The sequence below is a fragment of the Neorhizobium huautlense genome (assembly GCF_030811685.1).
In the GTDB taxonomy this organism is placed as follows: domain Bacteria; phylum Pseudomonadota; class Alphaproteobacteria; order Rhizobiales; family Rhizobiaceae; genus Neorhizobium; species Neorhizobium huautlense_A.
The window spans coordinates 488987-502126 of record NZ_JAUSRF010000001.1; the positions used below are offsets into that span (position 1 = coordinate 488987).

A 13140-nucleotide genomic window follows, 5' to 3' on the forward strand; every position below is an offset into this window, starting at 1 on the left:
CTCCTGTCTGTCAGATCGCGTTCGCATCGAGGCCGAGTGCCTGGAGCATGGTCTTGAACTTGTTTTCGGTTTCGCGGAATTCGGCATCCGGGTCGGAGCCCGCGACGATGCCGGCGCCGGCCATCAGGCGGATCTGGCGGTTGCGGATTTCGGCGCAACGCAGGGTCACGGCCCATTCGCCATCGCCGTTTTCATCGCACCAGCCGACCATGCCGGCGTAGAGACCGCGATCGAATTTTTCGAGATCGGCAATCGCGGCCAGCGCTTCATTGCGCGGCACGCCGCCAACGGCCGGTGTCGGGTGCAAAGCCAGCACAAGATCGAGAATGTTTGTGTGAGGAGAAGCGAGTTCGCCTTCGATTACGGTCGACAGATGGTTGACCGGACCGGCGGCGAGCACGCTCGGCTCGTCCGGCACGGTGATCGATGTGCAGAAGGGTTTGAGCGCTTCGCCGACGGCGCGGCTGGTGAACGCATGTTCGCGCCGGTCTTTCGGCGAGGCCATCAGCTCAGCGATGTTGCGGGTATTGCGTTTCGGATCGGGATCGGCGGTTATGGTGCCGGCCAGCGGATTGGCTAAAACTTTGTTGCCGCGTTTCGAAACCAGCAGTTCAGGGCTGGCACCGACCAGAAGGCCTGCATCGCGCTCTGCGTCGGCAGCCAGCGGTATGGAATAGATGAAGCTCGCCTTGTGCCGCTTCATTAGCGTTGCCAGAAGGCGGATGACATCCGGCTCGCTGTCGAGGTCGATTTCGAGGCGGCGGGCCAGAACCAGTTTTTCGAGCGGTGAACCGGCAATGCGTTTCACGCCTTCGGCGACGGCGTGACGATAGTCGGTAGGCGACGGTGTCTGCCGCATGTCTGTGATCTTTGGTGCTGCATACCGGGACGGTGCAAAACCAAAGGCCTGCCAGTCTGCCAGCAACGGTTCCTCGATCTGGCGCGGCACATAGAGCGAAGGGCTGGCGCCGGTATCGAAGGGAATAGCGCCGACCACGATCGGCGGATGGCCGCCGGCGCGGGCGATTGCGAACAAGCGGTCGATAGTGCTGCGCAGATCGCCGGTCCCCGGGTCGCTGCAAGCCGCCATTCCGCTCGCCAGCATGCGGGTATTTGGCGATACGAACAGGGCGCGGTTCATGAGATCGGATTGCGACAGGTAAGACGGGGTCGTTTCGGCGACCATGATCTTTGCGGGAGCGTGCTGCATGTCAGTGAACCTTCTCCGAATTCGTTTCGGTGCTGGCCTGTAGGCCGGCGACATGGGCCTCCAGCGCGGCGATCGTGGTGTGCATGAAGAGATCGGTCACCTGAAGGTCGATGCCGAGTTCGTTGCGCAGCGCCGCATGCGCTTCGACGAGACGGATCGAGGTGGCGCCGAGCTCGAAGAAATTGATGTCGGCGGGCAGGCCGCGACGCCCGAGAACGCGCTCAAACACTGTGCGCACCCGGCTGGAACGTATCGGCGTGGAAACCGGGCGGCGCTCGGTGATCGCCGGCAGTGCGCGGATATCGATCTTGCCATTGGCGGAAAGCGGCAGGCTGGCATGAATGCCGATACGGGCCGGCACCATGTAGGTCGGCAGCAGGCTGCGGCAATGCTGGCGCAATGTCTCCTCAGTCGGTGCAGTGTCGCCTGCGGTGGCGATATGGGCGATGATCTGGCGGCCACCGCTCGTCTCCTGCGTGATCGCAACGGCGCGGGCGACGCCGGTATGGCTTTGCAGCGCATGGGTGATGTCGCCAAGCTCGATGCGATGCCCGCCGACCTTTACCTGACCATCGTCGCGGCCTAGAAACTCAAGCGTTCCGTTTTCCCAGAAGCAGCCGAGGTCACCGGTTTTATAAAGCCGTTCTCCGCTGTCCGTTGTGGTGATGAAGGCGGCAGCGGTCTTTTGGCAATCACCCCAGTAACCATCGGCCAGCCCGTGGCCGCCGATATACAACTGCCCGGCCACGCGGTCCGGCCTGTCTGCACCGTAACGGTCGAGCACGCGGAAATATTGATTGGTGAGAGGTTTTCCGTAGGGAACGGATTTCCATTGCGGTTCGATCTTCCCGGCGTCCTGCCAGTTGGACCAGACTGCCGCTTCGGTCGCCCCGCCGAGCGCGACCAGCCGTGTCTGTGGGGCAGCAGATGCGAGACGAGCCGGAAGGTCGAGCGGCACCCAGTCGCCACTCACCAGCGCCAACCGAAGCGATGTTGGAGGTGTGACCTTCATGCTGGCGCACCAGACCAGCGCCATGTCGAGCAGCATCGGCACGGAATTCCAGATCGTCGCCCGATGTGTTTCGAGCATGGAGTGCCAATGGGCCGGATTGCGCTCCTGCCCGGGATCGGGGATGACGATGGCCGCGCCATGCGAAAGTGGTGCGAAGACGTCGTAGACGGAAAGGTCGAAGCTCAGCGACGAAAGGGCAAACACCCGGTCGCTTGCCGCCATGCCAAAACGGGCGGCCATGTCATCGAGCGTATTGGCAACCGCGCCATGCGACATCGCCACGCCCTTCGGCACACCGGTCGAACCGGAGGTGAAGATGATATAGGCGGTGTCGCTGCTTCTCGGTCGGAAGCGGCTGTCCGGAGAAATATCCGAAATCGGGTCAGTCAGCGACACGGCGATGTGTTTGTGATGGTCTTCGCCGCCGAGACCAGCTTCGACGATATCCGCAACCGGCGTCACCTGCGCGCGCATGGCCTCGACGCGCGCTGTTGGAAGGTCGGGCGCCACCGGCACATAGATCGCTCCGGCATGAAGGACGGCCAGCACGGCGACGACCTGCAATGGTCCTTTCGGCAGGCGCACGAATACGCGATCCCCTGCCTGAACACCGGCGTTTTTCAGGCGTTCGGAAAGTGTCGATGCGCGGGCTGCAAGCTCGCCATGCGACATGCGCCCATCGCTCCACAACAGCGCATCACGTTTGGCATTTGCGGCCAGACCGTTCCAGAAACCGGCGGTGATATCGAGGCTGGCGTCCAGCGCAGTTGTCGGTGGGACGTGGATAGCATCACGGACAGCTTTTTGCGCTTCCGGCAGAAGCCGCGTGAGCGGCCTGCCCCAGCTGGTGGCATCGTCGCAAAGGCTGGTCAGTATCTGCACGTAGCGCTCGAATGCCGCCTTCACGGCATCGAGGTCGAGAGTCGCCTCAGCGGCATCCCAGTTGAAACTCAGGCCGCCATTTTCCTCGAAAAGCTGGTGGTCGAGAGAAACCTGCGGCGTCTGGCTGATGCCGGCGATCTGTTTCCAGCGGCGGTCGTCATCGCTTGCCGCCTCTTCGCCGATCAGCAGGCTGGTGAAGACGACCGGCATCAGCGAGCCGGAATAATCCTTCTTCAGCCGGGCCAGCTCACGCAGCAGATCGACGCCGGAAACGGCGCTGTTTTCCAGCCTTTCCAGCAGGCTCGACTGGGTTTGCTGCACCTGTTCGCCAAGCGGACGCTCCATGCCGGCAAAACCGACAAGCGTTGTGTTGGTGAATTCGCCGAGAACCCGCCGCATGTCCTCGTGTTGTGCGGGACGGTTGAACAGCGTCATGTTCAGCGTCACGTCCTCGTTGCGGCTCCACAAAGACAGCGTATTGGCGAAAACGGTGGCGATCAGGCTGGTTGGGGTAACGCCACGATCCTTGCAGGCCGCCTTGAGCGCCTGCCAGCGGCTTTTATCGATATGACCGGAAAGGCGGTGGAAACGGCCCGGTTGGCCCGACGCACGGCTCGCTGGCAGATGGGGAGCAGGCGGCAGAAGCGGCAGTTCGCGGCGCCAGTATGACCATGCTTCGTCTCTGTGCCGGTCATTTTCCTCGGCAACCACGCAGTCGCGGAACCGGATGCCGGGTGCCGGCGGCAATTGCTCGCCGTCGATCAGTGCAAACCATTCTCGGTGAAACAATTGGCTGCTCCATGCATCGAGCGCGATCAGATCGACGCAGGAAAGAAGCAGGAGCTTTTCGTTCGTCCGCACCCAGTGCAGTTCGAACAGCGGCCATGTGAAAGGATCGCGCACCCGCTCGCTGATATTCTTACGCAATTCGGCAAGTCGGGCCGTCTGTTGTGCCGTATCGAGGCCGCTGATATCGCTGACCGGGACGTGATAATCCGGCACGCGTTGCATCGCGACCTGTAAACCGTCGGGCAGAAGCACGGTGCGCAGCATGTCATGGCGGGAAATCACCTCGGCAAGACATGCGTCGGCGCGGGTGGTGTCGAGATCCGGGCATTCGAATTCGAGATAGCTGTTGGCGGAAACGCCGCCGAGATCGAGCGCGCCGGTGCGGCCCACCAGATAGGCCTGCTGGATGGGGGTCTGCGGAAAAGGCTCAAAACGATGGGCATCGATAGCCGGTTCGGCGGGAGTTTCGGATAGCCGGGCAAGCAAGGCCTGTTTCTGCTGCGTCAGCTTTGCCTTGAGCGGTGCCGTCATGGCACCGGCCGGTGCGCGAAAACGCAATTGCCCGTTTTCCACCCAGAGCTGGATGCCGGTCTGTTCAAGTTCGTCGAGAAGCGCGGAAAGGCTCACAACTCGCCCTCCATCATGTCCTGTTCGTGAGTTTTCGGGGTCGCCTGCCAGGCTGTCTGCAGACTGCGGTCCAATGCGCCAACAGCCACGGTGTGCAGGCAGATGCGGTCCTCTGAAAGACCGAGACGACGGCCGAGTTCGCCAAGCGGCATGTCTCCGATCTGGCAAAGGCCGATCGGCTGATTGCTCGCAGTCTGTTCCAGCAGCTGGCAGATGGCACCGCATTCGATCATGCCGAAGGGCAGGCTGGCCGTATCGTAAAGCGGTGCTATGGCATCGAGCGACAACACCAAGCAGACGAGAATTTTGCTTGCCGCCAGCAGATCGTGGTTGCCGGAACTGAGATCGGCGATATCGCCCAGTGTTTCGTGAGAGGCGCAAGGCACCAGCGCGTGGTTTTCGGCATCGTACCGATAACCGCCGGCCTCCATGCCGTCGACGGCACCCGGCTGTAGCAGGAGATAGATTTCGACCGGATAAAGCCCGCCCGCCGAGGCATAAAGCCGGCGTTCCTGCCCGTCCGCGTAATGACGGCGCAATGGCCCGAGCAATGTTGCCAATTCGGTAGATGATATCGCACGATCGCAGAAATCGCGCCAACTGCGCCGGTCTGCCAGTGTCGGCAGATCGATACCCGGTTGCGCCTCCAGCGCGATGGCATTGGTGTTTTCGAACTGACGCAGGCGCGTCTTGAACAGTCGCCTGGCTACCGGATCGGTGATTGTCGGATGGCGGGCAAGGTAATCGCGCAAAACATCTTCGCCGGGCCAGAGGGATGGGCCTGATGTCGCCTTCGCGGTGTCCGGCATCAGGGCGCTCACCAGCGCCACCAGATCCGGCATGCGCACGGCGCGGGCCAGTTCGGTCAGCGGCGGGCGTTTGCCGCTCAGCACCTCGATGCGGCTGGCAAGCGCGATCAGTTCCAGCGAGGAGGCGCCGAGCGCGACAAGGTTGTCATCGAGCGAGACGGATGGCCGCTTGAGGATTTCGGCGACCATGGCGAGAACGGATTGGGCTAGTGCCAGATCGGTTTTGCCGGTTGTCGCGACCGCTGTGCCGGTTTGTTCGGCATCGTCGATCATCGCCAGCAGGGCCTTGCGGTCCAGTTTACCGTTCGATGTCAAAGGCCAGCGCTCGACCTGACGGAAAAGCGCCGGCACCATATAGGCGGGCAATTCGCCGCGCAGATATGTTTCGATTGCCTTCGGGGAAATGTCACCGCCACGGAAAAACGCGGCAAGCCGTGGGGTCTTGCGGTCACCGACGGCCAGAACCTGCGCTTCCTCGATCTCCGGGTGGTTCTGCAGGGCGCGGGCAATCTCGCCGGGTTCGACGCGATAACCGTTGATCTTCAACTGCGCATCGGCGCGGCCCTTAAAAATGATCGTGCCGTCGGCGTCGTAAGCGCCGAGATCACCGGTGCGGTAAAGCGCAAGGCCGGTACGGAGATGGGCGATAAAATGCGCGGCGGTTTTCTCCGCATCGCCGAAGTAACCGAAGGCCAGGCCGTCACCGGCAATATAAAGCTCGCCGGTATGGCCGCGTGTCGCGATTGCCATGTCTTCCGTCAGCACAAAGACCTGCTGGCGGCCGAGCGCCGTGCCATAAGGAATGCTGGTCCAGGCCGGATCGACGGTTTCGATCGGATGGTAGATCGACCAGATCGCCGCTTCCGTGGCGCCGCCGAGGCTGAAAAGCTTTGCCTTTGGCCAGATCTTTTTCGCCCGGTCCGGCAGGTCGAGACCGATCCAGTCGCCACTCATCATCACCGTGGCAAGTGGTGGTGTGGCGCGTTCGCCGCCGATCTCGTGAAAATCGACAAACAGCGAAAACAGGCCGGGTACGGTGTTCCACAAGGTCACGCCATGTTGCAGGCACAGCGCTTGCCAATGCGCCGGGTTGTTCTGTCCCGCCGCATCCGGCAGCACGATGGTGCCACCGGCGCCGAGCACGCCAAAAATGTCATAGACCGAAAGATCGAAATGCAGCTGCGACAGGCCGAGCACGCGGTCATCGCCAGAAATTTCGAAACGCTGACTGACATCGGCAATCGTGTTGACGGCCGCCGCATGGCTGACCATCACGCCTTTCGGATTGCCGGTGGAACCGGATGTGTAGATCACATAGGCAAGATCATCCGGCGCCGCGCCCTGTGCCGCGTGCAGGCGGTCGATGGAGCCGAGCGGCACGAGATTGATATCGATGACTTGAGCCGTCAGCATGTCGCCAAGCTCGGCCGGAAGCGGCCCTTCGCCGATGATGGCATCAGGCTCAAGATCGGTCAGAATGCGTGCCTGGCGGGCCAGCGGCTGCGTGGTATCGATCGGCACATAAGCGGCACCGACAATCGAAACCGCAAGGGTGGCGGCAATCTGTTGCGGCGATTTCGGCAGTCGGATGGCAATTTTTGCACCCGGTCCGATGCCGTTGTCGGTGAACCGACCGACCAGACCCGCAACCTGCTGGGCAAGTGCTGCATGGCTGATGGTCCGATCCTGCGTGGCGATGGCCGGCTTTTCCAGTACTGCCGGCAGGTTTTTCAGCCACAGATCGGTGAGACGCTCATTTCGCGCTCCTTCAGCGACAATCGCTGACGTGATCATCTCTTCCGATGGATCGCTAACCGCCGCGACGGTCTCGTCCAGCATGTCCGGCTGGTCGGCAAAACGCTCGACCAGACTGACGAACGTTTCGAAAAGGCTGCGGGCGACGCGGATATCCAGCGCGTTGACGGCGATATCCCAGTTGATCGCCAGTGTGCCGCCCCATTCCATCACCTGATTGTCGAGAATGACCTGCGGCGTCTGTGACAGCGCCAGCACCGGCTTGCCCGGCTGGGCGCTCGCATCGGTAAACAGTTTTGTGTCGTTCTGCGTCAGCGTGCTGGTGAAAACCACCGGCATCAGCGGTCGGTCGAGATGGCCGCGTGCGGTCGCCATCAGCCGCTGCACCTCGGTGCCGCCAACCGCACTGTGTTCCATGTCCTTCCACAGCGTTGCCTGCAGCCGGGAAATGCGCAGCCGCCGGGTTTCCGGTGCCCGCAGGTCAGTCTCTAACAGGAGGTTGGTGGTGAAATCGCCGATCACCCGGTCGACATCGGGATGAATGGGCGGCCGGTTGAACAATGTCAGGTTCAGGCAGAAATGCGGTGTCGCCGCCCAGGCCGAAAGTGTTTCGGCAAACAGCGACAACAGAACGGCGGAGGGCGTCACGCCAAGCCGCGCGGCCATCGCTTTCAGTGCGTCCCATTGCGGTTTGGCCAATGTGTGCGACAGCCGGTCATAGACCGGCAGGCCGGCTTCTTCGATCGGTGTGAGAAGCGGCAGGGCCGGCGCATCCGGCATGTCGGCTGCGCGTTCGCGCCAGTAGCGGCGAGCCTTGGCGGCATCGTCGCTCGCGCGTTCCGCCATCACGCAATCCCGGAATGTCAGGCCGGGTTCTGCGATATGAAGTGCCGGGTTGCGGTAAAACCGCGCCACCTCGTCCAGCAGGATCAGGATGCTTTGCTGGTCTGCGACAAGAAGATCGAATCGCAGATGAATGAACACACGCCCGCCCGGCATCAGGCTGAGTTCGATGTCGATCATCGGCCATTTGTCGGAGGAAGGAAGGTCGCGTGCCAGCCGATTGCGGATGCGTGTCAGCCGATCTTCGCGGTCATCGGTTTCGGTGAGATCGTGAATGATGATCGCGGGTTCGGGGATATCCCGCTCCACCTGCTGACTTTCGGCATCGAGAATTTTCACCCGCAACATGTCGTGCCGCTGCATCACCTTGCGCCAGGCATCCCGATAGCGCTCGATGTTCAGCACCTCGCAATCGAGTTCGTAATAGAACTGGCAGGCGGCGCCGCCGAGCGGCAGGTTGGGGTTGCGGCCGATCAGGTAACCGCGCTGGATTTCGGTCAGAGAAAACGGGTCGTGGCGCGCGGCATCATCGCTGGCCTCGAAAACCGGATCGTCATCGAGCCCGGCAAGCCGGCTGAGCAGGTCCGGATCGAAGGCTGGCAGGGCGTTGAGCGAGGTGCTGGTCGACATTTTCGGTTCACCTCAGGCGCTTGCCGAGCGGCGCAGCAGTGCCTGCCGGTCGGTATCGGGAAGGGTGTGGATATGCAGGTAGGCGAGTGCCGTCTGCTCGGTGCCGTCGAAAGTTTCCAGCCGGCGGGCCAGCTGTTGCGGCGTGCGGGCGGCCAGAAAATCCGGCAGGCCGAATTCGATCTGGAAGACACGGCGCAGGCGCGACAGAAGCCGCACGGCCAGAATGGAATCGCCGCCGAGTTGGAGGAAATCGTCGGCTGCTGCGATCTCCGGCATGCCGAGCGTCTGCGCGAACAGCAAACGGGCGAACCGTTCGAGCGGAGAGCCGTCATTGGCGGCGATCACCTTGTTTTTGGCGTCCGGCTTGCGGGCAAGACGCGCCTTTGCAGCTTCGCTGATCTCGGCGAGGCGCTGGTCGATTGCACGGGGCGTGACGATCACATGCGGCAGGCCGCTGGTGATGATCCGCCACAAAGCCGCAAAGCCGCGTTCCAGATCGATCGCTTCGGTCTCCTCGCCGGTAAACAGCGCACGACCATCCTGTTTGATGCCATGAAAGGCGCCGTCGGCCTGCCAATTGTCCCAGCCGATGCTGATGACGGGCAAGGCCGATGTGCCGGCGGCGGCCAGGAAATCGAGATGGAGATTGGCGGACATATAGTCCGAGTTGCCGTAACCCGACGTTTCGCCCGCCAGAGACGAGAAGGCGACAAGGAATTCCGGTTGGTGGGAGGCGAAAATGGCAGCAAGCGCCGCCGTCGTATCCACCTTGGCGGCGCGGTTACCGTCGGTTTCCATAAGTGTGCGGTCGGCGAGCGTCTGGGTGACATACCGGCCGGCAAGGTTGAAAATACCGTCGAGTGTTTTTCCCTTGGCGCGCAGGCCGCGCGACATCCCTTCCAGAAGGACGCGGTCGGCGGCGGAGCCGGTGACATGTGTCAGGCCGCCGGTGCCGCTTTCGGCGTCGGATGTGGCATCCGTTGGCGGCGCCGACCGACCCAGCGTGATGACATCGCAATTCAGCGCGCGCAGTTGTCTGACCAGATGGCGGCCGAGATTGCCATTGCCGCCGACAACCAGATAGGTGCCGCCCGGTGCCAGCACGTCGGTGGCGAGACCGGAGCCGACTGAAACCGGATCGATATGACGTTGCCAGAAACGGCCGTTGCGCATGCCGATCGAAATCGCATGCAGGCTGTCATCCTGCGCCCGCAGGGTCTCGATCCGGCCGAATTCCTCGCGGCTCGGTAAACGGTCGGCATCCAGCCAGCTCGCTTTTATGCCGTCATGCTCGAACGGCATGGCCCGCAATACGCCAAGGGCCAGTGCCTGTTCGGCATCGGGTTGCTCTGCACCGATGATCGGGGCAAGTGTTTTCGTAACGAGCACGACGTGATCGATCAGGCCGGCAGGCACGAGTGTTTGCGCCAGCCGAACAAGGCTGTCGTGACCATATGACGTCGCTGGCGTATGAGGGGCGAGCAACCAACCGAAAACGCAGGTCGCCTGCTTGATTTTTCGCGCGCGAACATCGTCCGTCAGCCGGGCAAAATCACCGGCATTGCCGGGCCGCAGGCGGTAAGTGCCATCAGTGTTCTGCGCATAGGCATGCCCCGGAAAAATGCGGATACTGCCTTCAAAACCCTCGGTGGCCTCTGCCTCTTCAGGCATGAACAGAAGCATGGTTTTATCCGGCCCGTCGCCCAAGGAACGTGACATCGGCAGCGAATGCCATGTCGGCGTGTGAAACCATTTTTCTGGCGAGAGCACTCTTGGCGCGACCGCTGACAATCCGGCCTTGTGATCCAGCGCGGGCAGGAGATGCGGCACGCGGCGGAACGGGTAACCGGGCAGTGCGGCGCGGCGCCATGGCCGCCCCAGCATCAGCAGATTCGTATCGACCGAATGGCCCTCGACCCAGAGCGTGCCGAGTGCCGTCAAAAGGTCGGTTGTCTGGCTGTCCGATGAAACCATTGTCGGCAGGCAGGAAAGGCCGGCGGCTCTGGCAGCACCGGTGCAGCTCGTGCCGGGCCCGAGTTCGACGCAGAGAGCGTTCGGCCATGTCCGGGCGATCTCCTGCATGTCATCGGCAAACAGCACGGTCTGGCGCAGATGTCTCACCCAGTAATCCGGATTGGCGATTGCAGATGGATCGGCAATGGTGCCGCTGACATTGCTCAGAACCGGAATTTGGGGCGCAAAGAAACGCAAATTGCGGCAGGCTGCGGCGAACGCTTCGAGAATGGGATCCATCAGGTGCGAATGGAAACCGTGCGAAACATCGAGAAGACGGTTCGAAACGTTTTGGCCAGTCAGTTCGCCGGCAAGCTTTTCGATGTCGTCGGTTGTCCCTGAGATGACGCAGCGATCGGGCCGATTGACCACCGCCAGCGACAAGCCATCATGCAGGTGCGTGCGGATCGTGTCTGCGCTTGCCTGAACCGCCAGCATGGCCGCTTCCGGCAGGCCCGTCATCAGTTGCGCGCGTGCGCAAACGAGATGGAGCGCATCTTCCAGCGAAAACACCCCGGCAAGGCAGGCGGCGACATATTCGCCGATACTGTGGCCAAGCAGGGCGACGGGTTTTAGTCCGCCGGCCATCAGGCTTCGGGCCAGCGCGTATTCGGTGGCAAACAGCGACAACTGGGTCAGCAGCGTCGGCTTCAGTGCTGTGCTGTCATCGCCGAAAATCAGTGGACGGATATCCTGTCCGATCAGCGGCTGAGCAATCGCCGAGCATTGATCGATCGCCTCGCGATACGTCGGCAGCGTATCGTAGAATGGTTTGCCCATGCCGGCGAACTGCGTTCCCTGACCGGGGAAGAGGAAAATAACGTCCGAAGGGCCGTCTGCCTTCGGGCGGAGCACGCTGCCGGCCGAGAGTTTTGCTGCGGCTTCCATATGATTGCCGGCGACCAGTGCATGTCTTGCAGAAAATGTCTTGCGGCCGGTCAGCAGCGTGCCGGCGTCATCGAGCAACGAGCGCTCTGTCGGTTCATTCCAGAACCCGGCCAATGCCTGTTCCATCACGGCGAGATCGTCGTCGTTGCGTGCCGACCATGCCAGCAAGGCAGGTGTATTTTTTGCAGCGACTGCCGTTCGAGGCGGCGGACTGGAGAGAACGACATGAACATTGGTGCCGCCAAAACCGAAGGAACTGACGGCTGCGTTATGCACATCGGCAGCCGACAGATCCGTCAGCCGGTCGCAGATGGCAAAACGGCTTCCATCAAGTTCCAGCAGCGGATTGGCGCTGCCGAAATTCAGCGTTGCCGGCACACGGCCGGTCTGGACGACACGGATCGCCTTGATCAACCCGGCAAGGCCTGCGGTGGCGTTGAGATGCCCGACATTGGCTTTCACCGAACCGATCAGGCAGGGCGTTTCGGCGTCGCCGTAAACGGCGCGAATGGCTTCCATCTCGATCGGATCGCCGATCGGCGTGCCGGTGCCATGGGCTTCGATATAGCCGATATCGGCGGGATCGAGACCGCTCAGCGCCAGCGCTTCATGCAAAACCCGCTTCTGGCCGGACACGCTGGGCTGGGTGAAATTGCCGCGTTCGGCGCCGTCATTATTGGCGGCGGAGCCTTCAATGACGGCGCTTATGGCATCGCCATCACGCAGGGCATCATCCAGCCGTTTCAGCACAAGCGCTGCAACACCATTGCCGCCGACAATGCCGTCTGAACCGGCGGAAAACGGCGCGATCCGGCCGGTCGGAGACATCGGGCCGCCGGGATCGGCATGATAACCGTCTTCCAGATCCATCGAGATCGAGACGGCGCCGGCAAGCGCCATGTCGATCTCGCCCGAGAGCAAGGACTGGATGGCCTGATGCACGGCCAGAAGCCCGCTGGAGCAGGCGCTTTGCACCACCACGGCAGGACCCTTGAGATCGAGATGATGGGCAACCCGGGAGGCCAGAAAATCCTTGTCGTTGCCGATCAGCATCGCAAAATGTTCGGCGGCGCTATCGGCATAACTGCGCAGGCCCACATGCTTGAGCACGTAATCCCCAAAACCGGAGGCGGCGAACACGCCGGTCATCCGGTCGCTTCCGCCACCGTAACCGGCATTTTCCATCGCATGCCAGGCGGTTTCCAGAAACACGCGCTGCTGCGGGTCCATCAATGCTGCTTCGGACGGAGCGAAACCGAAAAACTCGGCGTCAAAGCATTCCTTGTCGGCCAGCGCGAAACACGCGGTCACCACTTGACGTCGGTCTTCAGGCGGCTTGCTCAGACCCGAATGGCCCTTTTCCAGCATCGCCCAGAACGAATTGACATCGCCCGCGCCGGGAAAGCGCCCGGCAAGGCCGATGATGGCGATGCGCTCGCTCGACTGTCCTGCATCCTGCCCGCTCACGTGGCGGCACCCGTGTGCATCGGGCGTGGACTGCCTGTTTCGGTCGTGGCGTGGAAAATCGAAAGCATGTTGTGCTCCGCTCTTTTAAACGGATGATTCCATTGCGAAAATTGTCGAAAAATCTTGTTTCTTCGCATGTCGCATATTAGGCTGGGCCACACTTTCTGTCCGGCCAGACGCGGAGCATTAAGTGCCGTGCGCGGAGTGACTTGACG

4 protein-coding genes are annotated in these 13140 nt (G+C 61.9%); all 4 read right to left on the minus strand.

Annotated features, from left to right (window positions below; all coding sequences use genetic code 11):
• Positions 1–10: 10 nt before the first annotated feature.
• From J2T09_RS02110 to J2T09_RS02125, 4 genes are read right to left on the minus strand one after another with little or no spacing between them, the layout of a single operon-like run.
• A complete protein-coding gene (locus tag J2T09_RS02110; RefSeq protein WP_306830540.1) occupies positions 11–1210 on the minus strand; it encodes an isochorismate synthase in 1200 nt (399 codons plus the stop codon).
• A gap of 1 nt (position 1211) precedes the next feature.
• Complete coding sequence (locus J2T09_RS02115) at positions 1212–4520, minus strand: non-ribosomal peptide synthetase (protein WP_306830542.1); 3309 nt, start codon at positions 4518–4520, stop codon at positions 1212–1214.
• Entirely contained in the window at positions 4517–8557 is a 4041-nt protein-coding gene (locus J2T09_RS02120; protein ID WP_306830544.1) for a non-ribosomal peptide synthetase, read from the minus strand. The genes J2T09_RS02115 and J2T09_RS02120 overlap by 4 nt, the downstream gene beginning before the upstream one ends.
• 12 nt (positions 8558–8569) lie before the next feature.
• On the minus strand, positions 8570–12925 hold the full coding sequence (locus J2T09_RS02125; RefSeq protein WP_306830546.1) for a type I polyketide synthase: 4356 nt from the start codon (positions 12923–12925) through the stop codon (positions 8570–8572).
• Positions 12926–13140: the final 215 nt, after the last annotated feature.